Annotated in this window: 27 protein-coding genes and 2 pseudogenes; 6 read left to right on the top strand and 23 right to left on the bottom strand. The window is 38.4% G+C overall.

Annotated elements, in window-relative coordinates; all coding sequences use genetic code 11:
* Positions 1-54 precede the first annotated feature (54 nt).
* Entirely contained in the window at positions 55-372 is a 318-nt protein-coding gene (locus AC0L13_RS13580; protein WP_473640433.1) for a hypothetical protein, read from the bottom strand.
* Between the two features lie 69 nt (positions 373-441).
* The gene (locus AC0L13_RS13585; protein ID WP_473640436.1) at positions 442-750 is read right to left on the bottom strand and encodes a hypothetical protein; all 309 of its coding nucleotides are present in this window, start codon (positions 748-750) and stop codon (positions 442-444) included.
* Between the two features lie 182 nt (positions 751-932).
* Here AC0L13_RS13585 and AC0L13_RS13590 point away from each other — a divergent pair, with 182 nt between their 5' ends.
* Positions 933-1,073: a cation transporter dimerization domain-containing protein gene (locus AC0L13_RS13590; RefSeq protein ID WP_473640438.1), complete on the top strand. Its 141-nt coding sequence runs from the start codon at positions 933-935 to the stop codon at positions 1,071-1,073.
* Here the strand turns inward: AC0L13_RS13590 and AC0L13_RS13595 are convergent.
* The 3 genes and pseudogenes from AC0L13_RS13595 to AC0L13_RS13605 form a co-directional block, all read right to left on the bottom strand.
* Positions 1,060-1,134 (bottom strand): annotated as a pseudogene (locus AC0L13_RS13595) (four-helix bundle copper-binding protein); the annotation flags it as partial. The gene AC0L13_RS13590 and the pseudogene AC0L13_RS13595 overlap by 14 nt on opposite strands.
* A 4-nt stretch (positions 1,135-1,138) precedes the next feature.
* Positions 1,139-1,810, bottom strand: coding sequence for a hypothetical protein (locus AC0L13_RS13600; protein ID WP_473640440.1), 672 nt, complete (start codon positions 1,808-1,810; stop codon positions 1,139-1,141).
* A 194-nt stretch (positions 1,811-2,004) separates the two neighbouring features.
* Complete coding sequence (locus AC0L13_RS13605; RefSeq protein WP_473640442.1) at positions 2,005-2,823, bottom strand: ZIP family metal transporter; 819 nt, start codon at positions 2,821-2,823, stop codon at positions 2,005-2,007.
* Between the two features lie 189 nt (positions 2,824-3,012).
* Here AC0L13_RS13605 and AC0L13_RS13610 point away from each other — a divergent pair, with 189 nt between their 5' ends.
* A complete protein-coding gene (locus AC0L13_RS13610) occupies positions 3,013-3,654 on the top strand; it encodes a hypothetical protein (RefSeq protein ID WP_473640444.1) in 642 nt (213 codons plus the stop codon).
* A gap of 213 nt (positions 3,655-3,867) precedes the next feature.
* Positions 3,868-4,203 (top strand): annotated as a pseudogene (locus AC0L13_RS13615) (MFS transporter); the annotation flags it as partial.
* Positions 4,204-4,228: 25 nt separating this feature from the next.
* Here the strand turns inward: AC0L13_RS13615 and AC0L13_RS13620 are convergent.
* The 11 genes from AC0L13_RS13620 to AC0L13_RS13670 form a co-directional block, all read right to left on the bottom strand.
* Complete coding sequence (locus AC0L13_RS13620) at positions 4,229-4,579, bottom strand: DUF3139 domain-containing protein (RefSeq protein ID WP_473640446.1); 351 nt, start codon at positions 4,577-4,579, stop codon at positions 4,229-4,231.
* 82 nt (positions 4,580-4,661) lie between these two features.
* On the bottom strand, positions 4,662-5,528 hold the full coding sequence (locus AC0L13_RS13625) for a GNAT family N-acetyltransferase (RefSeq protein ID WP_473640448.1): 867 nt from the start codon (positions 5,526-5,528) through the stop codon (positions 4,662-4,664).
* Positions 5,529-5,556: 28 nt separating this feature from the next.
* Complete coding sequence (locus AC0L13_RS13630) at positions 5,557-6,813, bottom strand: GNAT family N-acetyltransferase (protein WP_473640450.1); 1,257 nt, start codon at positions 6,811-6,813, stop codon at positions 5,557-5,559.
* A gap of 86 nt (positions 6,814-6,899) precedes the next feature.
* A complete protein-coding gene (hpaB, locus tag AC0L13_RS13635; protein WP_473640452.1) occupies positions 6,900-8,351 on the bottom strand; it encodes a 4-hydroxyphenylacetate 3-monooxygenase, oxygenase component in 1,452 nt (483 codons plus the stop codon).
* Between the two features lie 151 nt (positions 8,352-8,502).
* Positions 8,503-9,462: an NAD(P)-dependent alcohol dehydrogenase gene (locus tag AC0L13_RS13640; RefSeq protein ID WP_473640455.1), complete on the bottom strand. Its 960-nt coding sequence runs from the start codon at positions 9,460-9,462 to the stop codon at positions 8,503-8,505.
* Positions 9,463-9,914: 452 nt separating this feature from the next.
* The gene (locus tag AC0L13_RS13645; protein WP_473640457.1) at positions 9,915-11,114 is read right to left on the bottom strand and encodes a Bcr/CflA family multidrug efflux MFS transporter; all 1,200 of its coding nucleotides are present in this window, start codon (positions 11,112-11,114) and stop codon (positions 9,915-9,917) included.
* A 107-nt stretch (positions 11,115-11,221) separates the two neighbouring features.
* Positions 11,222-12,178 (bottom strand): TIGR03571 family LLM class oxidoreductase, encoded by a 957-nt coding sequence (locus AC0L13_RS13650; protein ID WP_473640460.1) that lies wholly within the window; start codon positions 12,176-12,178, stop codon positions 11,222-11,224.
* Positions 12,179-12,197: 19 nt separating this feature from the next.
* Positions 12,198-12,530 (bottom strand): ArsR/SmtB family transcription factor, encoded by a 333-nt coding sequence (locus AC0L13_RS13655; protein WP_473640462.1) that lies wholly within the window; start codon positions 12,528-12,530, stop codon positions 12,198-12,200.
* A 56-nt stretch (positions 12,531-12,586) separates the two neighbouring features.
* Positions 12,587-13,594 carry an LLM class flavin-dependent oxidoreductase gene (locus AC0L13_RS13660; protein ID WP_473640464.1) on the bottom strand — a complete coding sequence of 336 codons (1,008 nt, stop codon included), beginning with the start codon at positions 13,592-13,594 and terminating at the stop codon, positions 12,587-12,589.
* Between the two features lie 278 nt (positions 13,595-13,872).
* A complete protein-coding gene (locus tag AC0L13_RS13665) occupies positions 13,873-15,171 on the bottom strand; it encodes an NCS2 family permease (protein ID WP_473640466.1) in 1,299 nt (432 codons plus the stop codon).
* 119 nt (positions 15,172-15,290) lie between these two features.
* On the bottom strand, positions 15,291-15,728 hold the full coding sequence (locus AC0L13_RS13670; protein WP_473640468.1) for a GNAT family N-acetyltransferase: 438 nt from the start codon (positions 15,726-15,728) through the stop codon (positions 15,291-15,293).
* 116 nt (positions 15,729-15,844) lie between these two features.
* Here AC0L13_RS13670 and AC0L13_RS13675 point away from each other — a divergent pair, with 116 nt between their 5' ends.
* A complete protein-coding gene (locus AC0L13_RS13675; RefSeq protein ID WP_473640471.1) occupies positions 15,845-16,030 on the top strand; it encodes a hypothetical protein in 186 nt (61 codons plus the stop codon).
* A 97-nt stretch (positions 16,031-16,127) separates the two neighbouring features.
* On the opposite strand, the gene AC0L13_RS13680 is transcribed toward AC0L13_RS13675, so the two are convergent.
* Both AC0L13_RS13680 and AC0L13_RS13685 read right to left on the bottom strand, forming a co-directional pair.
* Positions 16,128-17,342 (bottom strand): MFS transporter, encoded by a 1,215-nt coding sequence (locus AC0L13_RS13680; protein WP_473640473.1) that lies wholly within the window; start codon positions 17,340-17,342, stop codon positions 16,128-16,130.
* A 15-nt stretch (positions 17,343-17,357) separates the two neighbouring features.
* Entirely contained in the window at positions 17,358-18,632 is a 1,275-nt protein-coding gene (locus AC0L13_RS13685; RefSeq protein ID WP_473640475.1) for a helix-turn-helix domain-containing protein, read from the bottom strand.
* A 228-nt stretch (positions 18,633-18,860) separates the two neighbouring features.
* On the opposite strand from AC0L13_RS13685, the gene AC0L13_RS13690 reads away from it, so the two are divergent.
* On the top strand, positions 18,861-19,397 hold the full coding sequence (locus AC0L13_RS13690; protein ID WP_473640477.1) for a lysozyme inhibitor LprI family protein: 537 nt from the start codon (positions 18,861-18,863) through the stop codon (positions 19,395-19,397).
* 195 nt (positions 19,398-19,592) lie between these two features.
* Here AC0L13_RS13690 and AC0L13_RS13695 read toward each other — a convergent pair whose 3' ends face one another.
* The 5 genes from AC0L13_RS13695 to AC0L13_RS13715 form a co-directional block, all read right to left on the bottom strand.
* Positions 19,593-20,396: a nucleotidyltransferase gene (locus AC0L13_RS13695; RefSeq protein ID WP_473640479.1), complete on the bottom strand. Its 804-nt coding sequence runs from the start codon at positions 20,394-20,396 to the stop codon at positions 19,593-19,595.
* Between the two features lie 147 nt (positions 20,397-20,543).
* Complete coding sequence (locus AC0L13_RS13700; protein ID WP_473647013.1) at positions 20,544-21,083, bottom strand: alpha/beta fold hydrolase; 540 nt, start codon at positions 21,081-21,083, stop codon at positions 20,544-20,546.
* Positions 21,084-21,287 (bottom strand): alpha/beta fold hydrolase, encoded by a 204-nt coding sequence (locus AC0L13_RS13705; RefSeq protein ID WP_473640481.1) that lies wholly within the window; start codon positions 21,285-21,287, stop codon positions 21,084-21,086.
* Positions 21,288-21,371: 84 nt separating this feature from the next.
* A complete protein-coding gene (locus AC0L13_RS13710) occupies positions 21,372-21,815 on the bottom strand; it encodes an NUDIX hydrolase (RefSeq protein WP_473640483.1) in 444 nt (147 codons plus the stop codon).
* Positions 21,816-22,029: 214 nt separating this feature from the next.
* Positions 22,030-23,928, bottom strand: coding sequence for an endonuclease MutS2 (locus AC0L13_RS13715; RefSeq protein WP_473640485.1), 1,899 nt, complete (start codon positions 23,926-23,928; stop codon positions 22,030-22,032).
* A 742-nt stretch (positions 23,929-24,670) separates the two neighbouring features.
* On the opposite strand from AC0L13_RS13715, the gene AC0L13_RS13720 reads away from it, so the two are divergent.
* On the top strand, positions 24,671-25,069 hold the full coding sequence (locus tag AC0L13_RS13720) for a multidrug DMT transporter permease (RefSeq protein WP_473640487.1): 399 nt from the start codon (positions 24,671-24,673) through the stop codon (positions 25,067-25,069).
* Positions 25,070-25,319: the final 250 nt, after the last annotated feature.

The raw sequence follows: 25,319 nt of genomic DNA on the forward strand, positions 1-25,319 counted from the left end.
AGATAATCGAAATTTTCATAGATTTTTTCCACGAAGACCTTTTAGACAACTTATTTACCAAAAATAGTTACGCTTTTTCTGTCTGTAGTGATCTATGTTTTCAATACCTGAAGACCTTTCCTTTTTTTCTTTATTTTGTTTACGATTTGTTATTTCTTCCAATTTATTTAAAGCCATTTCGAATTCTTCATTGGTCATTTTATTGGTTGCCAACATGGAACATAGATATGCGTAGGCAATAGAAGATGTGTCGACAGTCACATTCACATTTACATCTACGTCAGAATTCCCACTTTGACCAATTTGGGATCTGTTGAAGTCTATCTCCTTGATCGTAGAGTCGTTATTACTCCTATTCCGATAATCATTCAAGATTACCCCCTCCTTTCAGAAAGAAAAGGCGGGATAGGTGTTATCGACCATCCCACCTTCTTACGGAAGTTACACTTCAAATCTTTGGTTTTGCTCTTGTTCCTGATCCGAATCAGCATCAGCATCAGATTCAGCGCGCACTCGAGAACGGGAATCTGAATCAGAATCAACATCAATATCCAACCAAATTTTTGCGTTACCACTGTTAGTGATTCTTGCAACGTTTGTATTCTTGTCCTGAATCCTGTTGTCTACATCTGTATCAACATCCGTCCTTAAATCGTTGTCAATTTCAAAATCATTCTCAGCACGACTTCGAGATTCCGATTGATTGTTTCCATTGTTACCAAAGTCATTGTTTCTCCAAACTCGACTCATTTCTATCACCCCTCTTTCTGCTTACAGTCTATTAGCAGACAGTAACAATATAAGAACCAATTTGAACCCATCGATACTCTCCTTTTCATTGGTTCCTTAGTAGAATATGGTTTTGTACATTAATGAGATAGGGACTAGCGGATGTTGATAAAATTAAACTTTACAGAGACGTAATCGCAAAAGTGGATGGTGTTAAAGGCATAATAGAAATTAAAGGTAGATACTACGGAAATTACAAAGTTATCAATGTGGAAATAATTATAAATTCAATGTTTACAATAACAGGAGCACATAATATCGCTACACGTGTGCCATCATCTTGATGTCTTCTTCTTTCAAGCATGCGTCAAAACTGGTATTGCACGCCTTTACACACTCCTGGATTGCTTTAAGACATTCTTCTTATTTGGTATTCACGGACACACTTCCTGCTTATGGCATTCTGTGTATTTTTCCCCAATGCATTAACATTAAAAACTTGAGCATGAAACTCCATCATCTGTGAGTGATGGTTTTCTGGTATATTTCTTTTCTTTTGAAATGCATCTTTCTCCGCTATAGAATTTCCACCTATTATGAGAACAACTGCAAAAATCAAAAGTGCCAAAGGTTTGAGTAGCCACTTTCTTTCCTTTACTCTGGCGTTTTTAGGAGTTCCCAATATCGCTATAAGAAAGATTGTACTGATTGATAAAAACAAGAAAATCTGTATGAAACTTATTGACTGTTCAACTCGTAACATTTCCCCGACCATAGCCCCCATCATGCCGCCCATCAACCCAGCCATCAATCCTTCTATTATCGGCAGGATGCCAAAGCATATCCCGCACAATGAGCCGGCAAATACGCCAATAGTCATTGCGAAAAGTGTCGAAAGGAATAGATTGCCTTGAAAAGTTACACCAAATAATAATCCGGCAGTCAACCCGACATTCATTCCAAAAAACATCGAAATAACCATACCGTGCATTGGCCCAAACGCCTTTCTATTATGCGACATCAAAGTTATAATGATTAAAGTTAATAAAACGATCGAGCTTACAATAAATACATGATACATATCTATTACGCCACCACCTATTCAATAAATAATCTTTATTTCCCTTTGTAATAGAAAGAGCCTATACCTTACAAGGGTATGTAACGTCTACATTCTACATGAATGATGAATGTAGAAAATCTTCAACAATAAAAAGCATGAACGGTGAAATAAACCGTCCATGCTGATTAAAGTCCTTTGTTTCATATGCATCCTTATCCAAATGCGACGTCTAATATCATCATTACAGCAAATCCAAGCATTAAACAAAGCGAAGCTAAATCTTTATTGCCATTTTCCTGCGAACCTGGAATGACCTCTTCCACGACGACGAAGATCATTGCGCCCGCAGCAAAACTTAAGGCGAATGGAAGAAGTGGCTGCATCGTTGTCACTGCAAGTACACCAATCACAGCCGCTATCGGTTCTACCGCTCCTGAGAATTGTCCGTAAAAGAAACTTTTCCGACGCGACATCCCGTCCCGGCGAAGCGGCATCGAAACAGCAGTTCCTTCAGGCAGGTTCTGAATCCCGATTCCAACTGCTAAAGCAATCGCGGCAGCCATTGTAGCGGACGGCATGCCAGCCGCCACTGCACCGAATGCCACACCCACTGCGAGACCTTCAGGTATATTATGCAAAGTAATCGCGAAGACAAGAAGTGTGCTCCGTCGCTTACCGGCAGGATTGATGCCCTCTGCATCTTTCATGGAAGAGCTTGGATGCAAGTGAGGAATGATTTTATCCGCCACTCCTAGAAAAAGACCTCCCAATAAAAAGCCGACAACTGCTGGAAACCAAGATGGAAACGAACTATTTGTTTCAGCCATTTCAATAGCAGGGGCTAGCAACGACCAAAAGCTGGCCGCGATCATTACACCGCCTGCAAATCCTAGCATTCCATCCATTAACTTCTGGTTAACTTTCTTTGTAGTAAAGACTAAAGCAGCCCCAATTGCAGTCATCCCCCATGTGAATAATGTGGCGATCAATGCTTGATAGACTGGACTTAGCCCTAAAAAATAATCCATCATATTTATTCTCCTTACTTCTTACTGTCATATCGATAGTGCTATTATATGTCTAATGTTTCCCTTGTGCAACATTATAATTCCAAGTAGGTCTAGTCGAAATAATATTATTCACGAAACATTGCGTGGTATGATGGAGTAATGGATGTACGCATGCTGCGATTACATCATGATGTTAAGGAGTGAAGAGCAGTGGACAACAAAGAACAACAAATCTTTGATTATTATTACAGAAAGTTTGCAGATAGGAAGTTTGACGAAAAAGATCTCTTAAGCTTTCTACTATTTGTAAAAGAAGATGTACAAGATAATAAAGTAATTAAGGAACTGGGAGATTTTATTGTACATAGAGAAAATTGTACGGGTTATGTGAAAACGTTCTTCGATGAGTGCAAACAAATTATAAATAATCTCGGCAAAGGGAAAAAGCAAAAAATCGAGAATATGTTTTCCTTTAAAGAAATTCGGAATGGCTTCAACGCATTATTCACTGAACAAGGTCTGGAAAAACTGCCTCCCGAAGTTATTAATGACTTCATCTTATGCATTATTTCGTTGCTGCAAAACGTTAAATTACTATCGGAAAGCGGCAAGAAGGAAGTTGGCCACTTAAGCTTCGCAGCTTCCAGTAAAGAATTGTTTTTAATGGGCAATATGAAAGTGTTGCATAAAGGGCGATTCATACCTGTAACATTCCCGGTTTTATCTGTAAGAAACATGTACGAGAAAATCAAGCCCCAAGATGGAAATGACACACCTTATCTATTTGACCACGCAACCATCGAAGTAATTAATACCGACGGTGAAATGATAATCACTTTTCCAACATTGTAACTGAAAAAAGCAAACAGTCTTTCCATGGAGGAAAACTGTTTGCTTTTATCGTTAATTATTAGATTTTCAAGTTACGCTTCCAGTTTTACCTCTGCTGGATGATCTACTGTATGTTGATCTTTTTCGGTTTTTCATTGATTGTAAATGCAACAATAGCTACAATGACGAGCGCTACGATCATCATCATGAAGGAAGTGTCAAACGAGCTCTCTTCCTATTCTATTGGGCACTGTCTATATCATTCAATTTTTCATGGGACAGCTTACCTTGCCAATGGTTCTGATTATTTTACTTTGGGGAGTATTGGCTGGAATATCAGCGAACATTACTCAATATGTCGTCACATCTGCAGCACCTGAAGCTCCTGACTTTGCGAATGGCTTATTTTTATCATCCGCAAATATAGGAACAACAGTTGGGACAGCTGTAGGGGGCTTGTTCATCTCAACGTTGGGAATACAATACGTTATCCTAGTAGGACTACTATCCGTAATCGCGAGTGTCGTGTTTATTCTCATTCGAAACAATAGGGTTACTACAAATCATTAGCGAAAAGAAAAAAGGGATGAAGCATTCACTCAAGCGGTGGATACTTCATTCCTTTTTCGATTGGCGTCACTGGTTCATCGTTAAATTCATCACTTTGAGAAACGACTAATTTAATCAAGCGTTTCATAAATTTGTTATGCCGATAATCGTAGCGGAATCCCGGATCATCCTTATAATGTACCATCATGAAGTAACTCTTTCGACGTTTATCCCATTTCAACTCTTTGCGCTCGATGTTACTGCTTGAAATCCCTTGCTCATCAATATACTTTTCAAATGCTTTTTCTGCGAAATGCTTCTGTATATATACACGATTAAATCCAGTAGCACCAATCAACAGCAGTGCAATGATTGCTAGTATTATCGTAAATCTCATGCTGTCCAAGCCCCCCTTCGTCTTTACATACTTCAGAGGTCACTAAAAGTTTCACTCCCAATCTCAAGTACAAGTTTCATGACTAGATTTTTTTCGTCATAAAAACCTGTGAAATGGGCGTATTTTCAAAACCGCTTGCAAGCAAAGAGGAAACAACACGACCATTCCCTGTTAGGAAATTATAAGTTGTACGATTGATCGGTTGGTCATATTCCAAAGCATGAGCAAGAAGCTTGTTGAGAGCATCCTCATTTCCGTTTTCCTTCACTTGAAACAACGTAATGCTTTCCGTAGCATTGCCAAATACACATTTTTTCCGTATTAGACAAGCTGCCTGCACTTCCCCATTCTTTGTAAGCAATACAGCTTCTCCACCTATTTTCGGGGTGTTGCTAGGATCCGTTTGCCAAGGAACGATACTCGGAAATATATCCGAGCCAATCGTTTGGGCAGCGGGAATTCTTTTCATTTCATAACCGTCAAGATTCGGCAATTGACTAGCTAACAATCCGTTTGCCTGTAAAAAGTGCAAATCGTCCTCTACTTTGTAACCACACTTTTCATATAGAGTGATAGCTGCCTCATTTTCAGAAAGCGCCTCTAATGTCGCTACAGAAACATTATGTTCCTTTAAGAGTTTTTCCGCTTCCTCCATCAAGTGAACCCCCAGCTTCCTCCCCCTGTATTCCGGAATAATGCCTGTTCCCCCATTCCAGGAAATCTTTTGACCATCCGCTTCTCGTATGCCTTGAAGCACAAAGCCGATAGGGTCTTCTCCATCATAGGCAACGATTGATAATGCCGGAGATAATCCATCATTGCCAAAACGGCTTATAAATGTATCAAAAGATAAATTCATCGGCATCAAATAGCCTTCAAACCCGCGATTAAATAGAATATGTGCTTCTTCAAAACTTAACGAAGACATCGATTTATACGAAATGTTCATGGCTTGCCCTCACTTTATTGTGATTTATTTAAAACGAAGTTAGGCACACTGGTTTCGTAGAAGGCATAAACCATCGGTCTAACTGTTTTGCTGACAAATTGTTCACTTCTACTTTTCCATATTGGACTAGCTGCTCCAAACTGACACAGCCAATCCACCAGGAACTTAAATCTGAAACCGCAATGTTCAAGTCAACTTCTTCGATAGAAATGGAGGTTTTTTCAATGCTCCAATAATCTTCACTAAACGTTAAACGATAACCCCCGTTTTGCTCTTGAATAAACGAATCTTGAACAAATAAAGAAATCGTTACAGGGCCATCAGGCCGATCTAGCGAATGAAAATTCGTTTGTTCCACAAACGATGTAATAGAGCTAATTCTATACATGAGCCCTGTACCAACCGTTCCGATTTCATGATAAACGCTCGGAATCAAACGATTGCTATCATTCTTCGGATCTTCAAGTTGATAGATGAGTGATTCATCATGCGTTCGAACAAATACACGATCTACTTGATCCTGCTGTGAATGAATCCACGTACACATATCAATGAACGCGCTTGGTTTCGTCCATACCCATTCAAAAATATTCATGTCATGATGAAGAAAATGACTATCTTTCACTGGTTGCAATGTATAAGCAAGTGTACCGACTAACTCATCTCCATCATACATTCCCGCATAGTAGGTAGCTTTTTTCTTAATTAAGTTCCGTTCATGCCAAGTCCGTTCTATCATGCCATGATGCATCGATACAAACTTATTGTATACGGCAACAATCTCTTCCTCATTGGCCGGAGACAACATGACTACTTTCTTTCGATCACCACTGTTTGGAAAGCTTGTAGGCTTCAGTTTATATTGATAGCGTGTTGGTCCATAACCGTATCCCATCTTTTGATAGAAAGACGTGCTAAAAGGATATAACGATACAATCCCGACATTCTCTTGTCTAGCAAGCTCATGAAAATGTTGCAGCAATTGTTTCGCTATCCCTTCTTTCTTATGGAAAAAGTGAACTGCAACCGTGCCAATTCCCCAAATACGAATAATCTTTCCATTTACATTCCCTTTTAGATCATGAAGTTTATACAACCCTAACAACTCATTTTGTTCATTAAATAACCCGTAATACTTTAAGTTATTTTCAGATTCAATTTCGAGGGTCAGTCTCTCAATAAATCCTTTTTGAGCTTCCTCACCCGATATTTGCATCCCTGGATAAGCCATCGCTGCTAAAGAAGCAGCTTGTTCTAAATCGCTTGTAGTTACTAAACGAATCATGTATATCCCCCCTTCCAAAATTATAAGTGTTAGAATTATGCGAGTAAACCGCTAAAAAAAAGAGCAACTGCCCATTGTCTTGGGAGTTACTCTTCTTTAATTAGATCTAAGAATTTACTAACCATCTGTACATATTCATTTTTGGGATATCTCTTATATAAATCACTCGCTAATCGAATGGGATCGCCAAAAAAGTAACGCTCATATTGGGTTTGTCTTGTTCCAAAGGAGCTCATTGTTAGATCCCAAGCTAAACGAAAAATTTGTACACGTTCCTCTGCGGACTTCGTTGCTCCTCTAAGATAATAATCTAAGTCATCTCGAATACTAGATTGAAATGCCTTTTCGGTTGGCAATGCAATCATTCCACTTGCTCCAATAAGCTGGATAATTTCGGTGAATCGAGGGTAGATTTTCGGAAAGATGTTACCTGCTACTTGTAACGGAAATATTTCTGGCCGCATATATCCCCATTCATCTACTTCCGCGTTATTTTCCGCTTTCTCCAATAAGGCTTTCATCGTTTCTAGCCCTATGATAATTTCCGACATCTTTTCTTGGATATGTTGGTATCCGCTAATATTAATCGTTTCAATCAAAAGCTCAGCAATCCCTAAGACGAACTCTGTTTTAACAATTTGCCTAGTCAATACTTGGTGCTTCGCAAAGTGATGGAACGAGCTTTGAATTGGGAATTCCTCGGCTACCTCTACATTATTGTAATAAAAAACTCTATTCCAAGGTACCAATACATTGTTAAAAACAATGATCGAATCCATTTCGTCGAACCGTGAGCTCAATGGATGATTAAAGGAAGATTGACCTCCCATGAATGTATCCCTGCAAATGAACTTTATTCCTTTCGTATTAGAAGGAATAGAAAAAGCGAAAGCTTGTTCTTCATCAAGTAAAAACTTACCGACACTAAATACTAAAACTTCATCTGTTAAGCCCCCTTGCGTAGCAAGAAGACGGGCGCCTTTAATGATAATTCCTTCTTCATTTGTAGCAACAACTTTTGCTGCAATTGGCTCATCGCTATTTTCCATGTAAATTTGGGCACGGTTTACTTGAGGAGAAATAAATGTATGTGTAAACGATAAATCATTTTCTCTGGCATATTCATAAAATGCTTGGAGATTATTAGGAAAACAATTTTCTTTATTTCTTAAAAAGTTAACTGAAGAAGCGAAGCTCATTATAACTGTATTCAAATAATCTGGGCTTCTTCCCATAATCCCCATTGAATACCTAGCCCAATGTTCAGTCATCTTTCTTCTTCTAACTAAGTCCTCTTTCGTTTTTGGTTGCAAATAAGAAAGACCGATCGCTTCTCCTGACACTGGAGAAATAAATGTCATCTCATCTTTTATTTTCGGGTCATGTTGCAAATCATAAAGAGCGGCTTTTGACTGAATAAGTCCCTTAAAGGCTGGATGTTCAGAGAGCGGCCCCTCAATTTTTTCACCGTCATACCAAATTTCATTATGTAGCTTATTTAATCGGTTAATATAATCTCTCCCGTTAATAGAGCCCATAATTCACTCCCCAATTTAATCGCTATTTAGTAAAAGTATTCGATTAGAGTCGTTCAACCTAAAATCAATCTATGTGAATAGAGCATGCTATTATTCCTTCTTTAGCAAAAGGGGCGGGTTAGTTGAAGAAACTTGTTTTAGCCTTCTTCAATCACCCCGTTTTGACTTCAAGCACGATTTTTCCCTTTGTGCGTCCACCTGCAATATGCTTATGTGCCTCTATAATCTGATCCAAAGGATAGCACATCTCAATAACAGGTTTCAGTTTCCCTTCCTCCATTAGTGTACATAAGAAATCTAGATCCTTATCATTCGGTTTTGTAAGATGTATCTTTGCTTTCTTACGACGAATCAAAGGGCTTAACATCAATTGTATTGGGTGATACATAGGGTTGATTGCGTGTTCTGTTATATAAACACCTGTCTCGGTGAGGGAACGCAAACAACTGAAAAAGGTCCGCTTCCCAACCGCATCTAGAATAACATCGTACTTTTTTCCATTATCCGCGAAATCTTCCTTTGTATAATCCATCACGTAATGTACCCCAAGATCTTTAACCCATTGAAGATTTGAAGTACTACAAACCGCAGTTACTTCAGCCCCAAAGTATTTGGCAAGCTGAACAGCAAAGTGCCCAATGCCTCCTGATGCACCATAGATCAAGACTCTCTTGTCTTGCTTTACTTGGGCTACATCGCGCAATGCTTGAAGCGCTGTTTGAGCAGCACATGGGATAGCCGCTGCCTCCTGAAAGGTTGCGTTCTTAGGCATAAAACATAAACTACTCTGAAGAGGACAGACAAATTCCGCATGGGATCCGAGACAACTCCCGAAAACACGATCTCCTACCTTGAATCTTTGTACATTTTTGCCGACCGCTTCAACAGTGCCTGCAACATCTAAACCCAGAATAAGCGTTTTAGGTTTTGTAAGACCATTCTCTAACCGGGTAGGCAAATAGCCCTTTCGAAACAGATTGTCATATTGATTGACCGAGGCGTTATGCACTCTTATCAACACCCTATCGTCATCCTTAATGGTTGGTTGCTCGACGTCTGTTATCTCCATGACTTCAGGGGGGCCGTAGGATCTGTAAATTGCTGCTTTCATCTGTCTGCCTCCTTTTAGTGACCTTTCATACTTTAGTCGGCAAATCTTCTTCGTAGAACTCAAATTGAATTACTTTTACCCGAAATAATAATAAGAATAAATTCCCGTTCACGAAAAACAGAAAGAGCCATCACCCATTATCTGAAAGATATTGGGGGTTGCTCTTTTTATAGTTGATTTACACTGATGGCAAAGTTTGCAGGAATTCCTTTCTTGCACTTGATAACAGTGACTTTTGCAAGTATTTTATCTGTCATGAAGATGCATGTTCGACACCTGACTTGTCTTATGAAGGCAAGGACAGCTGAACAAGTTCACTACGCATTTGTCGGTGCACTAAACGGCATGTATGCTAAAGTTATTTCTACAGAAGAATTCCTTGGGTAACCAAATAGCGTAATTGTAAATAAAAGGCATCTAGGAATACTCTGATTCCCAAATGCCTTTTATTGTTACGTTTCCCTGCTCTTCCTCCGTGCAAGTCCGTAATAAGAGAGCAGTGCAATGATAGATGTACCAAAAATGATAACGCCCATCGGAATTGCTGTTTCCTCTCCAGCAATGCCAACGAGTGGTGCAGTGATTGAGCCTAAGACGAATGGCAATAATCCTAGCAGTGCAGAGGCACTTCCTGCAATATGCCCTTGCGATTCCATCGCCAATGAAAACGAGGATGTAGCAATGATGCCAATCGACGCAACGAAAAAGAAGATCGGCACAACGATTGTGACAAGTGGTCCATGCAACAGCACTGCGATCAGTAATAACACGCCTGAAGTGACGGAAATGAATAACCCAGTCTGTAAAAAGCGCTGTTCAGACACAAGACCCGTTAAGCGCCCGACGACTTGCGACCCGATGATGAGCCCTATTCCATTCATGCCGAATAACACACTGAACACTTGCGGAGAAACACCGTAAATCGTTTGATACACAAATGGAGTCCCCGCCACATAAGCGAATATCCCCGCCATGATGAACCCTTGTGCAAGGGCGTACCCCATAAAACTACGGTCTTTTAGCAATGATTGGAAGTTTTTCATTGTCTGGGCGAGATTATTCGGGACTCGCATATCGTGCGACAATGATTCATCCATCCTCCAAATCACAACAACTGCCAATAAAAGACCGATGATACTTAATGTGATAAAGATGCCTTTCCAATCCGAAAACGCGAGAATGACTCCTCCTAGAAGAGGTGCGAGGATCGGGGCCAAGTTATTGATCAGCATGAGGAGTGCGAAAAACTTCGTTAACTCCCTTCCACTGTACACGTCCCGGACAACTGCTCTGGAGATGACAATTCCCGCAGACGCAGCAAATCCTTGCAAGAAACGAGCCGCAATAAATAATCCAATATTGGGTGCAAATGCACAAAGGATTGATGCCGCCAAATAAACGATCAGTGCAGCGACCAATGGTTTCTTCCGTCCATGAACGTCACTCATCGGACCTAGCACTAACTGTCCTAAACCGATTCCGACTAACGTCGCCGTCAAACTCACTTGTACTAAGGAAGGAGTTGTGCCAAAAGCAGTAACAATTGTCGGAAATGACGGCAAATACATATCAATGGTTAAGGGACCCATTGCTGCCAGCGTTCCTAAAAGCAATGCCAGCTTTAAGCGCTTAGTTCCTGTTAATGTTTTCATGAATGTTTTCAACCTTTCTAAGCTTAAAGGCAGCAAATTCGTTACCTACCTATGTAAACATAAGTTTTTACTTTATCACCAAAATATCTAAAACAAAAGATATAAGCTTAAAAATCGTGTGTCGGGAAATAAGGCAAGATTTCTTCCCCGATTTCCTGAACGATTTCTTCCATTGGTCGTCTCGCGAAATAAGGAACGAATGCCAAATGATTTACTCCAATTCTTTGGAACTTGAATAATAACTCCAATAAATGCTTACGGCCTAAACGATAGCCTAACGGAATCGGCTCAGGCTCATAATCGGGGTTTTCCGATAAATCGATATATAAGGTTTGAGTAAACGGTTTGAATACACCTAGACAATTAATTTCAACTAACTCACGATAATTTTTTATCAAGATGGCTTGCTCTTCAATGCCCCGCGGGTATTGAATCCAGCCATCCCCATGGCTCGCAATCCACTCCAAGGATTGTTGACTAAATCCGGTTACTAACGTCGGAATGGCGCTCACTGGTTTCGGCATCAGCCTCAAGTTTTCACCATCAATCGTACCAAAACAAGACGCAAATGATGGTTTTTCTTCTTTCAGCAACCGTTCTAATACCGTAAAACTTTCCTTAAAGATGTCCCCTCTGTTTTCTCTCTCAACACCTAAAGCAGTAAAATCTTTTTTACGGTCCCCTGACGCAACTCCCATAATTAGTCTATCAGGGTACAAACGATCTATGGAAGCAGCCACATTCGCCACGCGAACGGGGTGACGCAACGGGAGGACAATGCTTGAAGTACCCAATGCGATCTGATTCGTCTGTGCAGCTAAGTGGGTCAAATAAATCCATATATCGTAGAGCTGTCCATGGTCACTCGAACTGAGATCATGCATCGTCACATCCCGTAACCAGATTGCTGAAAATCCAAATTCCTCAATTTTACGAGTGAGTTCCACTGTGTTTTCCATTTTCGGAAGCTCGTTTGTCATCGGTTCAAAAGGTGTTAAAAATCCAAGTGTCAATTTATCTTTTTGATAGAGCCGATTAAATGCTTTATTCCGTTCGTGACACATATAAATCCTCCTACTAGTATTACAAGCTTTTACCGATATATCGTTCCAGTTGTTGAATCATTTCTTCATTTCGACGATAATACGTCCACTGCCCTATTCGTTTCGTCTCTAATAGGCCGCTCTGTTGCAATAAAGACAAATATTGAGAAGTCGTCGACTGGACTAAACCAATCTTATCTCGAATATCTCCAACACAAACCCCTCCAAAGAAGTCTTCTCCCTTATGGACGTGGACTTGTGGAGGAAAATGCTTTTCCGGCTCTTTAAGCATTTGTAAAATCTTCAACCTTGTTTCATTCGACAAAGCTTTAAAGATAGCAACTAATTTATCATCAGTAATAGATTGTTCCATCGCTTCTCCATCTCCTTTATAGCGCTCCTTTATAAAAAGCAGCTTGAGGAAGATGATTAGTCACTCACAGCTTCTTTTAACAATTCAAAGGAACGCTTTCGTTTTTCAAAATCGTAAATAGGTGAAATCGCCATTAGTTCATCAATAGGCAATTTAGTTGTTAATTCCTTGATTTTTTTAGCTACTGTTGCTTTAGAGCCAATGATATATGTTTCTTTAACTGCTTCTATTTCTCGTATGTCAGCCGGATTTAAGATATGTGACAGCGCTTTTTCCGGTTCTACTAGGCGGGTAAGACGACCTCGGTGTAAATAGTAGTTAAACCGCAATGCCGTTTGTGCAATTTTTTCCGCTTCCCCATCAGTATCCGCTACAATGATCTTCATTGTAACAAGCACTTGTGGTTTATCCAGATTTCTTGATAACTTAAAATTGTCAACGTAAAGCTTGATCGCCTGTTCCATCCCACCCGGCTGATAGTTAATAAATTGCGCAAATGCATAAGGCAATCCTTTTGCTGCTGCTAATATAGCTGAAGAATTACTAGTACCCAGTATCCATAAATCAGGCTTTTGCTGGATGACAGGTGTTGTTTCTAACCCTCTTATAGGATGGGTATCAGGTAGTTTATCCTCCATATATTCTAACACTTGATCAATTTGTTCAGGAAACGTATCAATATTTCTATTCCTGCTTCTTTCCCCTTGCAAAGCTATATTTGATAAATGATGACCACCAGTAGCACGTCCTACCCCAAGATCTACACGACCCGGCGCAAGTGCACTCATGACCTTAAAATTTTCCGCTATTTTGTATGCGCTATAGTGTGGCAACAAAACGCCGCCACTCCCCACCATAATCGTATCTGTTTTAGCTAGCAAATGACTAGCTAAAATTTCTGGAGAAGATCCAGCTAACGCATCTGAACTATGATGTTCTGATAACCAGTAACGATGGTATCCTAATTGATCCACATATTTCGCTAACTCCACCGATTGTGCAAAACCTTCTTCTGCTGAAATGCCTTCTAATAATTGAGTTTGATCTAGAACACTAATTTTCATTAGATGTCATCCTTTCATTTTTTATATAAATTAAATCTAAATATCGAAATATATCGATGTTAAGTAGTAATGCAGCCACTTATCATATCCCCCTACTTGTTCTATCTTTGCTGCAAAAGAACAGGATAAATAATTAATCGCAATATCCCGATATAGCGATATTACGATTTTGTTTTTACAATGTCAATCCATGTGTGTTCACTATTCTTTAATTTTGGGAAGAAAAAAAGAGCAACCCCCATGGAATTGGGAGTCGCTCGTTTCTCTAAAAGCAAAGATTAATGCGGCAGAAACGCCAATTGATAAAAGAATAGCACTGCAAACACATACACAAGCGGATGGACGACACGCCATTTCCCAGTAACGACCTTCAAGATCGGATAAGAAATGAACCCTAACGCAATCCCTGTTGCTATGCTTGACGTGAGTGGCATGCTTAAGATGATAAGAAAAGCGGGAAACGCTTCGTCAATCTCATCCCATTTGATCTTCGCAATAGCACCCATCATTAAACTGCCGACGATAATCAATGCTGGTGCTGTAATGGAAGATAAGCCAGAAACCGCACTAACAAGCGGTCCGAAAAACGCTGCAACAATAAATAGAATAGCGACAGTAACCGTAGTGAGCCCTGTTCTTCCTCCTGCCGCGACACCTGCAGATGATTCGATATATGCACTCGTTGGAGTCGTTCCGAACATTGAACCAGCTGTTGCTGCAACAGAGTCAGCAAGTAGTGCTTGGCGTGCCCGTGGCATTTTATTGTCCTTCATTAAACCTGCTTGTTGTGCAACACCGATCATCGTTCCTGTTGTATCAAAAATCGTCACCATAAGGAATGAAAAGACGACCGGGAACAGCATATGCTGCCATACATCCGTGAAGGCAGTGAATGGATTGGAAATGATAATTCCATCCGGAAGTGACGGCATTTGAACGAAACCTTGGTCAAACGATAAATGCCCTGTGAAAAAGGCAACGACTGCCGTAATGATCATGCCAAGGAACAATGCACCGTGCACTCTCAACGCCATCAAAATGAGCGTTACAGCAAGTCCAAGCAAAGCAAATAGCACAGTTGGGGAATGAAGATCTCCGAGCGCCACAAGATTCGATGGATGGGAGACGATCATGCCAGCTTGTCTCATCCCTATAAAGGCGATAAACAAGCCAATCCCCGCTGTAATCCCGTGCTTCAAGTTATCTGGAATCGCTTCGATTAACACTTTTCGGAAAGACGTTAGCGATAAAATAACAAAAATGATGCCCGCAACGAACACAGCCGAGAACGCTGTTTCATACGTAATACCATTTGTACCAACGACTGAATAGGCAAAATATGCATTCATGCCCATCCCCGGTGCAATCGCAATCGGGTAGTTTGCTGCGAGCGCCATCCACAACGTCCCGATTACTGTGGCAATAATCGTTGCTGTAAACACTTGATCAAACGGGACACCTGCATCTTTTAAAATGATTGGGTTGACAATTACTATATAGACCATCGTAAAAAAGGTCGTGAACCCTGCAAGGACTTCCGTTTTTACAGTTGTATTGTTTTCTTGCAATTTAAACAAAGAGTAACCCCTCCAAAGACGAACATTATTTATTCCATCACATATATTATTCGTTTTTAGAGGAATTAGCAAGTGTTAAATCTCAAAAGTTGGAGAAGTTGATTCACCGAGAAACTATTCTACCTTAATTCTTTTTTATATACATAACTGACTTTGTTATAGCCCATTTTGTCTTCGTAAAATCGATGCGCATCGATTCGCTGTAAACCTGAAGATAAGGCGACACGTTCATAGCTATTTTCTTTAGCCCATTCATGAACGATAGAAAGAAGCTTCTCGCCATATCCGTTTGAGCGCTTTCTGTTATCAGTGACTAAATCACACACCCATACAAATTGACCATAGTAAAGAGTAATCATTGGTTTAAAGCCGGTAACTGCAACAATTTCTCCTTGATCGTACAGTGCGAATAATCGATACATGTCCTTCTTTTTGGCTTCTAGTACTAGATCAAGATACGCTTTTTCATCGAGATGAGTTCGTAGTTGATTCATTACTGGAAAAGCTTCAAGAATTTCTTTTTGAGTGTGAAGTTCTTTACTAGTTAATGTGTTCATTGTAATCTCCTTCTTCAATCTCTTCTTTACTATTCTTTCAACATATACTGAACAAAACGTTACCCCTGCTCCGCTCGAACCGCATTCATATTATGTAATGAAAGGGGGTTAACTGAATGGATCGATTGATTTTATTGATGTTGGCTAGTATTTTAGCTGGATTTGCATTAGTAAAGATTCCCTTATCGGGTACCTTTTTAGCGGGTTTAGAGCCCATCACTGACATAATAGGGATCGTAGCTATTTTGATTTTTTCCCTGGCCCTTATATTTAAAGGTTTGATGGCTCTATTAGGGAAATAGTAAAAGTAGTGTAGACTCAGATATAGTAGTCTGAGTCTTTTTTATCGCTTACTTCCACTTTTTTTCAGCACGTCAGCATTATGCCAGCCTTGTCTGGTTAGTTTTCATTTACCACTTTCAAAGAAAACTGTTTAGTATGGAGCACTATATAGAAATATAAATAGATAGCTAATAGCAGAGCTAATGATGAAAAAACTATTGCTACCGTTTGTAAAGAAAACAACTCAGCAAGAATGCCTAGGAGGAATGTCAAAATGATTTGCGCCACGCTTTGCAACAGATCAAGTGAACTACCAAAGCGTCCCATTAATATAGGAGGGATCGTTGTTTGGTACATCGTTGCGTATCCCGCATTGTTAAATGCCATAAAAAATCCAAGCGCTATAAAGCTTATGATTGCCAACCATAGAACAGTAGAGGAATAAAAGAGTAAATAGCTTGCCATTGTCAAAGAAAATCCAGCACCAATGTACGTTTGTAGCGAGAGCTTTTTAACCATTGCCGTCGCGCATACTCCGCCAAAAATTGCTCCGATCCCAGCAACACTTACAACGATTCCATACGTCGCATCCGTTGTATGTAAGACATCCTTTAAAAAGGTCATCTCCTGAGAATCAAGTGCAAAGGCGAACATTAATGCAGTAATATACACCGCAAAAAAGATAAGTAATTTAGGCTTTCCCCGTATATAGTCCCAAACTTGTGAAAAATCATCACGGATGACGCTGAATGTCAAATGACTACTTTTTTCGGTTGCTTCATTCTCGATGTTCGGCAATGAGGCAATCGCCCATGCGCAGACGAAGAATGTAAAAGCATTTGCCCACATTGCAACACTTGTATTACTTATTGCGATAATTCCTCCGGCAAGTGCCGGTCCAATCATAAAAGAACCATAACTTAGTGTACTGTTTAACGCATTAAATCTTAATTTATCCTCATCCTTTACTAGCTTTGTAATGACATAAGTGCTGCTTGGACCAAAGAAACTACTTGCAATGTTTGCTACGAAAATGAAGCCGTAGATGAGCCAAATGGACGGTAAAAACGGCATGACACTAACAATGATTCCTCGAATAATATCGCTATACACCATTAAACGTTTTTTATCATAGCGGTCAATGATAGAGCCCGCAAAAAAATTACTACAAATACGGGCAACTGGTCCTGCAATATAAATCCCTGCCACTGCTGCAGGCGAATGCGTTACATGCCAAACAGCCAAGTTCAATGCGATTAGATAAATCCAATTTCCTAAATTGGAAAAGCCTAATCCTCCCAATAACAATCCATATTGTTTTAAAAACTGCATCCTGCCCCCCCTCCTTTAGCTGCTCATACGCTGACGTACCTTCTCACTCGCGAGAAATGCATATTTGAAGCAAGTGCTAGCTTGCTTATATGCATGAAGAGCCTCATAAAACGCAGCCCATAATGGTGCATAATACAATGTTAATGAATAATATTCTTGCTGCTCAAAATAGGGAAAGACCATTTCTTCTATCTCTTTCAATTTAGTAAGCTCGAGGTTGCACCCACTTGCATATTTTAGTAAATCCCACTGATATTGATGATGGAGAACAGTGAAACGTTCCCTTGGGTAGATACTAAAAAGCCTATTTAACGCTTCTTCATTCCCTTGTTGATAACTAGCCCGCATCCAATTAATAACTGTATGTAAATCATCTTGAAAACGATTTGCTTCCTCATAAAATGACACGGCTTCCATGAATAATCCCTGACATTCAAAGCAGTAGGCAATATTATTATACAGAGAACTCCACTGAAGCGGTGTCTGTAATGCGGAAACATTTCTCAACAAATCTTGTCCTGCTTCAAATTCCACTAATGCCTCTTGGTATCTATGTAAATCATTCAGAATAACCCCCCTCATCGAATAAAGCTTCAATTGGAACAAAGGTTTATATTGATGGGAGAACGCTTCTGTCGCAGTATTGATGTAATATAATCCTTGTTGGAACGAATAATAGCGATGGTGGGCAAAAGCTAAATGATAATAATAATTCGCTTGCTCAAAACGACTAGCAGTATTCATATAGTTGCTAACTCGGTGCTGTTGTTCTCGTAAGATGATCTCCCGAAACTCTAAGAAAGATAAATGAACATTCGTTGTGACCGCAATATACATTTGAGTTGCCCTGTATTGATGCCAAGTGATAAACGGCTCGATTTTTAGTAGCATCTCTCTAGCTTCTATTAACTCATCAATCGAAAATAACCACCGACTATAAACCAGTCCAGCTAGCAAATCGACTTCTTGTTGAAATGATTCTGTTTGAAGAGACTTTAGCCTTGTTAATTCGTTTTGTGTAAGAATTTCATTTGAAAGTAGTTTTGCGTATATCGTTTCAAGAAAAACATGTTTCATTTCTAAATCAGCTTTTTCTTGAGACAAATCAATGCCTAAACGCGTTAACAACATTTCATAAATATTTTCTTCAGCAATGACAACGCCATTTTCAATACGACTCAAGTAAGAAGGTGTACAAATACCCACTGCTACATCATCTTGCTTTAATCCTTGCTGCTGACGATGATATTTTATAAGCCGTCCCCAATTCTTCATTTTATAATCAGTCACAGCTTTCACCTCCAGTTTCATTTTATCAAACTCTTTGAATTATTTATTGTGTACATTTTGACAATTATCAGCATTCATCTTTCTATTTCTAAAGCACTTACACAAATGCGAACTACATTTCACCGTTAGCCTGAACAATAGGATTTTCTGATATTGTATAGTAGAAGAGAAATTCCTATCATCCTGTAGTAACACAGGAGTAAATCTAATGATGAAAGTTGGTTTGTCATGAAAAACTATTGGAAATCAGTAATAGGAATGGTAATGGTACTTGTTGCATTAGCTGCTTGTGGAAACACATCTGATGAGTCGCGAAATGACGATTCCTCTACTACTGAATCAACAGAAAACACTTCAAACACCAACAACGGGGATACAGGTATTGATGATGAAAATGGCACTATGAAGGAAGAATATTTACAAAAACTTGCCGATATTAACGAAGAAGTCGAAGAAATACGAAAAACGTATTCCAACGATTCTTCAACTTACGCTTTGAAAAAGGTCGAAGGAGATCGATATGATCTGTGGGATGGATTATTGAATGAAGTGTACGGAGTCCTACAAGAGCAACTTTCTTCAGAAGAAATGAATCAATTGAGAGATGAACAACGAAACTGGATAAGTTATAGAGATGATACTGCAAAGGAAGCTTCGCTACAATACGAAGGCGGTACACAAGAACATTTGGAGTATGTCGTTGTGCTGGCAGATCTTACAGAAGAGAGATGCTATGAATTAGTTGAGGATTATATGAAAAATTGACCCGATGGCCTTGTGTCAATCAACATGAAACACCATAAAAAAAACAGAGGTAACGCCATGCATTTTGGAAGTTAACTCTGTTTGGTATACGTTAGTCTAATATATTTTCTACAGGTTTGAAGCGACATTCTCCTACTCTATGATTAAGCCGACTAATTGAAAAGCCCACTGTTTTTAACAGCGGGCTTAGCTACTTTATTCTTTCAGATAGCTAGAAAGCTTACTAATTAGATTTTTGTCTACATCGACCTTATAGATAGACCCCAGTCTTACATACAATGCTTCAATTATATTCAACGCATTCGTATAAGCAGTTTTTATGGTATCTTCATTTAATTCAGAGGTTATTGATACATAGTCCTTATACGATTCTGCACTTATATCTTCTTCTAAATTTTTTGTACTGTTTAACCAGCGTTCAACCGTATTTTCCTTTACCCTTATCAATTGTAAAATATACTTTTGCACATAGGTTAAAGCCTCGAGAGACCGAGCTAATTCTCCTCTTCTCATAACGTTCACGCCCATCAACCAAGCATTCACGAAGTTATTAAAAGCGAAATTAACATTTTCATCAGTCATTCGGTTTGGTCCAGCTCCGCCTAAATCATCAAGCAAAGGCTTTAATTGCTCTGTAGAATCGTAAATATACATAGACTCTGGATCTGGGAAAACTCCAGTAGGCTTAAAACTTTTTATAATTTCTATTTTAGATACAGGAAGAAAATGAAATTCTCCACGGATCATATTTGAAAAAATCGCTACCTCAGTTCCATACTCATTGTAAAAGATCAAGTCAACCGGATAAATTTCAGAAACCCAATGTCTCGAACTGAAATTCTCCATTTTATCATCTTGAATGAATATATAAAACTCAACATCAGAATATCGATCTCCTTCACCTTTAGTGAAAGATCCATACATCATACACGCTGAAACCAACTCATCTTTATTACATTTATCTTTAACACTTTGAATAATTTTATTTTGGATTAACATTTTTCAATCTCCTTATCTAATAATTTCTTTTTAGATAAGGGATTTTTCAACGACCGGACAGCATGAGCAACACATGTATAATGCTCCTTCCATTTCTAATTCACTAAGAGTATATCATATTTGAGATATGCTACTGAACAAAATTGATCATTTAGAAGAACAAGAAAAATTCTTTATAAAGTCTCTGAGTACTTCACTTAACTTATTCTTATCACTAAGCCAGATATAATGCTCGGCTCCCTTAATTTCAATATATCTAGAGTTAGATATTAGGTTCGAGATCTGCATAATTGGCCAAGCTGGACGGATATCATGTTCAGCATAAATGAATAATGAGGGTGCTGTAATCTCGGAGATCTCTTTTAGTAACAGTGGTTTTTTAATGAATGATCTCCAAGAATTGATTAAGGAACGATGGACAATTTTGTTTGCCTCGTACTGAAAATCAGGTTTCAATTCATCTTTTTCAGCCTTTTTCCTAATATACGTTTCCTTCCATTCCCGATCATTTTGAATTCCTGTCCCCGATATAGAAACATATCCTACTATAGATTGTGGAAATAACATTGAGTAAGCTAAACCTAAATCAGCTCCCCAAGAATGTCCGACTACAATCCATTTTTCGTGCCCATATTCTTCACGAATTCGTTCCAAATCTTGAAGAGCTGATTCGATATCATACCCAATTTACCCAATTCCATTATAACTAGAACGCCCGCAGCCTTTTGGATCAAACATAATTACCTCACAAGCATCCTCAATTAGACTGGATACAGGTTCTAAATAATTGCTTGATCCTGGTCCTCCGCTTATTAAAGTGACTGGAACACCTTGCCCTCTTTTTTCAGTCCATACTTCCCCGTTTTCAACTGTTATGTATTTTTCCACCAACAAAGATCACCCTATTTCTATTAATAAAAATAGAGGCTGTATAAGCAGCTCACTGATCTTTACATAAATTACTAACGATTTTACTCACTTTAAATACCCAATCTTTTCTAATATTTTTTGAGTAGTGTAGTTTAATGCAGGTAAAGAATCTATTGGAAAGTAAGCTAACTCTAAACTTTCTTCATCTCTTTTCATGTCTCCGGTTACATCCACCGCCTTGTAAATAGCAGTAGCATTATATATCTCATCTCCGTGGGGAAATTTATAATAAAACTCCTTGCCTGAAGCTACTCCCAATATTTCTAAGCGATTTGCAATAAGTCCAGTTTCCTCATACAATTCTTTTTTAGCCGTCTCCTCAAAGCTATCTCCTAACTCCATACCGCCACCGGGAATTCCCCAATCGTTTGTGTCTGAACGTAATTGTAATAATAATTCATTCTTTTTATTCATCACGATTATTGCTGAACCAGGTGCAATAATCGGTTTCGTCCCAATAAATTTTCTAAGTGATTGGATGTAGTTCATTAACTTCTCCTCATTGAATAGAGTCTACTATTATTATTCTTCGTACTATATCGGTCCCTCAACATTGTTTAATATCAAATGTCATTTTTCTTTTCGACAAAAAAACTTTAGATAATCATATCAAAAAAAGGGGTAAAACGGTGCAAACAAAACCCGTAAGTATTTAAAGTACAAAAGAATCCCACCTTCGAACGAAAGTGGGATTCTTTTTTGTTTATTTATTATTTCGAATTTCTTTCTGGATTTTACGAAGTGCTTTTTTCGATCCTCGCTCTATATCATGATTTAGTTTTCTAGTATTGTAATCAATGAATAAAGTGTCTAAGTCATAGCCCTCTGGATATAACTCTTCAGCTTTTAACTCAAGTGCCAAGCGTTTTTCGTTTACTTCAATAAATTGTTTTTGATAATACACAGTAACGTTATGATAGTTGTCCTTTTCTTTATACACTATTCCAAAGTTATCGTGGTCAAGCAGTTTTACACGGTCTCCTTTTTGATAGTCGATATTTTTATTGACTTTTTCAACCACTGTTTTTGGTCTTAGGATTTTGCTCTCATTTAACCGTTCCAAGCGATATTCTTTATTTTCCATATACTCTTCTGCTCTTTTTAAAACATTTTCCGGTACATTCATTTTTCTAGAGATCCATAAAGCATTACTGTCCCCAGACTGCCCGATGAGAAGTTTAAATAACGGTTCTAAAGTTTCATGATTAAATTGCATGGCGGCGTTCATAAAGTCACTATGCATTTCGGAAAAACGTTTTATTTCTCCATAATGCGTTGTTGCAACGGTAATACATCCTTTAAGATAAAACTCTTCTAAGAGGGAGATTGCTAATGCTGCTCCTTCATTTGGTTCTGTCCCACTGCCGATCTCGTCAAATAGTAACAGAGTATTGTTGTTTACTGATCGAAGTATCTCTGACAAGTTCTTCATGTGAGAAGAGAACGTGCTAAGTGCATTTTCTAAACTCTGATTGTCACCAATATCTACAAACATGCGCTCAAATACTGCAATTTCAGTTTCTTTCGAAGCAGTAATATGGAACCCAGACATAGTTGCCAAAGTAACAAGGCCAATTGTCTTCAGCACAATTGTTTTTCCCCCGGCATTAGGTCCGGTTATGATTAAGCTACGATAAGTGCTCCCAATCTGAAACTGAAGTGGTATAACATGACCCGATAGTAATGGATGCTTGCAATTTATTAATCTTATATTCCCATAATCATTTATGTTTGGCTCAATTCCATCCACATGTTTGCTATATTTAGCTTTAGCAAAAATCATATCGTACTGGGAAATAAGCTCAATATTAATATTAATGGCTTGAAGATTTTCAGTCACTAGACCTGTTAAAGTAGCTAGTATTTGATATTCCAACATTGCCTCTTCTGATTTTAATGTTGCTAGTTCAACACTTAATTTTTGCACTATACTAGGTTCCATAAAGACTGTTGAACCTTTAGATGATTTTTCAATGATAGTTCCCTGTACTTGATTTTTGTATGAGGATTTTATTGGTATTGTATAGCGATCATTCTTGATACTAATTATGAATTCCTGAATGTAATTTCTATTTGAACTACTGTTTAGAAATTTATTTAATCGTTCCTTTATTTTTTGTTCAGTTGTTTGGATATGTTGACGAACACGTTTGAGTTCTTTACTGGCGTCCGAGTCAATCTGATTATTTTTTATAGAAAAGTTAATTTCCTCTTCTACCTCCATGAATTCTGTCATGGAATTGGCATATGACGATAATGTCGGAGCAAAAAATTCTTTACCGGACATGAAAACTTTTATTTTTCGGCAACCTCTCAAAAAATCGGAAATACTTAAAAGCTCTGATGGGGCTAAAATTACGCCTTTTTCCAATTTGTCAATTGTATGTTCAATGTTGGAAACACCCATGAAAGGTACGTTTCCTCCTGCATCCAGAATAGCACGTGCTTCAGATGTTTCGGTTAATCGATGTTTGACTACTTTTAAGTTAGAACTGGGAATTAGTTTATCAAATAGTTGTTTGCCTAGTCCGCTAACGCAATAAGATTTTACGATCTCTTTTAGTTCGTTGTATTGTAATTTTTCAAAAGTACTTTCATTCATGTTTTCATTCTCCTCCATGTGATTATTAGATCAGCAATGAAGAAACCTAACGGCAAAATTCCAATGAGTTGGATATAAATATAAAAAAGCTGCGGCATCCACCGCAGCTTACATTTACAATGCAAAAGTAAAATACATAAATAAAACCATCAATAACGATAGTTCTAATCATGAAGTGATGCACTTGTTTGTAAAGTATGGTAGGTGTCTTCATAAGTGGAAATAAGTCCACAACAAAATAAGGGGGTGAATATAACTGAAATCCCCTGTTGTTAAAACTTCCTTATTTCCTATAATGTTTTCTTATTTAGAAACTACCGCACTCACAAAATTCACCACTTATAATTTATTTGATATGCTCATTGAAATCGACTTTACAGGTCTATTATACGTAGTGATTAGGGATATGTAAAGAATGTCAAATATCCCATAAACGTTCTTACACAAGGGGGCACCACATCGGTGCAACGTTTTTTTAAACCGGTATAACTTTAAACGGTACTACATTATTTCTGCTGAAATGCTCTAAATTAGGGAACACAAAATTTGTTGAAGCTAGCTCTTGCTTAAAGGTAAAAAGTGGAGTTTCGGCGAATATAATAAATTATCTATCCAGATGTTATATAAAGGTTAATTTAACGATTGTTGTGTTTGGTGGGGAAATACTTATGGATAAAAGCTTGTTTAGAATTCTCTGGTTGTTGTTTATAAAATTCCAATATTAGATGAAAAGGGGAAAAAAATGAAAACAAAATGGCTTTTGAGTAGTAGTGCCGTGATAATGGGGTTGTTGGGGTTGGCAGGAACCTTTATTCCCGAAGAAATTTCAAAAATATTAGGGATTGACCCTTCACCCATTATTCTGATTCTCCTGCAAATCATCGGAGGACTATATTTAGGGTTCGCAATGTTGAACTGGTTTACACGTTCTGCCCGGATCGGCGGCATCTATAACAAACCTGTCGTATTGGGAAATCTGATACATTACATCGTTGTCTTTTTTGCCCTATTTCGGCAGTTGGCGGAGCAGTTTGATTTCATATTCGTTATTTTGACAGTAGTTTATCTTGGGTTTGCCGTCTGGTTTACATTGGTTATGCGCTCGAATCCTTTGAGCAATCAATCAAAAATGTCTGTCTAACGCATAGTAAACGGGAATTAATATTGGGGGTCTCTCTTTTTAAGTTCAATATGCTGAAATAGTATTTTGAGCAACCCTAAGTATATTAAAACGACAAAAGCCGGAGGGGGTTTGGATATTCTAATTCTAATACCTCTAAAAATTTTTTTCTAATAGGTTTCTAGCTTCCCACCATGTTTTTCATATAACCAATTAAAATCTCTATGTAATTTATATACCAAATTTTTGTCTATAAAATAAAAGAATAACC

This window comes from Sporosarcina sp. QA0331, assembly GCF_055808055.1.

Excerpts from the sequence above, each read along its gene's own strand:
- hpaB (WP_473640452.1), bottom strand. The coding sequence starts at position 8,351 with ATGGGCTCTATTAACGGGAGAGATTATATTAACCGATTAAATAAGCTA.
- AC0L13_RS13645 (WP_473640457.1), bottom strand. The coding sequence starts at position 11,114 with ATGAAAACATTAACAGGAACTAAGCGCTTAAAGCTGGCATTGCTTTTA.
- AC0L13_RS13625 (WP_473640448.1), bottom strand. The coding sequence starts at position 5,528 with ATGAACATTTCGTATAAATCGATGTCTTCGTTAAGTTTTGAAGAAGCA.
- AC0L13_RS13655 (WP_473640462.1), bottom strand. The coding sequence starts at position 12,530 with ATGGAACAATCTATTACTGATGATAAATTAGTTGCTATCTTTAAAGCT.
- AC0L13_RS13695 (WP_473640479.1), bottom strand. The coding sequence starts at position 20,396 with ATGTTAATCCAAAATAAAATTATTCAAAGTGTTAAAGATAAATGTAAT.
- AC0L13_RS13585 (WP_473640436.1), bottom strand. The coding sequence starts at position 750 with ATGAGTCGAGTTTGGAGAAACAATGACTTTGGTAACAATGGAAACAAT.
- AC0L13_RS13675 (WP_473640471.1), top strand. The coding sequence starts at position 15,845 with ATGGATCGATTGATTTTATTGATGTTGGCTAGTATTTTAGCTGGATTT.
- AC0L13_RS13630 (WP_473640450.1), bottom strand. The coding sequence starts at position 6,813 with ATGATTCGTTTAGTAACTACAAGCGATTTAGAACAAGCTGCTTCTTTA.
- AC0L13_RS13605 (WP_473640442.1), bottom strand. The coding sequence starts at position 2,823 with ATGATGGATTATTTTTTAGGGCTAAGTCCAGTCTATCAAGCATTGATC.
- AC0L13_RS13650 (WP_473640460.1), bottom strand. The coding sequence starts at position 12,178 with ATGTGTCACGAACGGAATAAAGCATTTAATCGGCTCTATCAAAAAGAT.
- AC0L13_RS13710 (WP_473640483.1), bottom strand. The coding sequence starts at position 21,815 with ATGAACTACATCCAATCACTTAGAAAATTTATTGGGACGAAACCGATT.
- AC0L13_RS13660 (WP_473640464.1), bottom strand. The coding sequence starts at position 13,594 with ATGAAAATTAGTGTTCTAGATCAAACTCAATTATTAGAAGGCATTTCA.
- AC0L13_RS13680 (WP_473640473.1), bottom strand. The coding sequence starts at position 17,342 with ATGCAGTTTTTAAAACAATATGGATTGTTATTGGGAGGATTAGGCTTT.
- AC0L13_RS13715 (WP_473640485.1), bottom strand. The coding sequence starts at position 23,928 with ATGAATGAAAGTACTTTTGAAAAATTACAATACAACGAACTAAAAGAG.
- AC0L13_RS13640 (WP_473640455.1), bottom strand. The coding sequence starts at position 9,462 with ATGAAAGCAGCAATTTACAGATCCTACGGCCCCCCTGAAGTCATGGAG.
- AC0L13_RS13720 (WP_473640487.1), top strand. The coding sequence starts at position 24,671 with ATGAAAACAAAATGGCTTTTGAGTAGTAGTGCCGTGATAATGGGGTTG.
- AC0L13_RS13670 (WP_473640468.1), bottom strand. The coding sequence starts at position 15,728 with ATGAACACATTAACTAGTAAAGAACTTCACACTCAAAAAGAAATTCTT.
- AC0L13_RS13690 (WP_473640477.1), top strand. The coding sequence starts at position 18,861 with ATGAAAAACTATTGGAAATCAGTAATAGGAATGGTAATGGTACTTGTT.
- AC0L13_RS13620 (WP_473640446.1), bottom strand. The coding sequence starts at position 4,579 with ATGAGATTTACGATAATACTAGCAATCATTGCACTGCTGTTGATTGGT.
- AC0L13_RS13600 (WP_473640440.1), bottom strand. The coding sequence starts at position 1,810 with ATGTATCATGTATTTATTGTAAGCTCGATCGTTTTATTAACTTTAATC.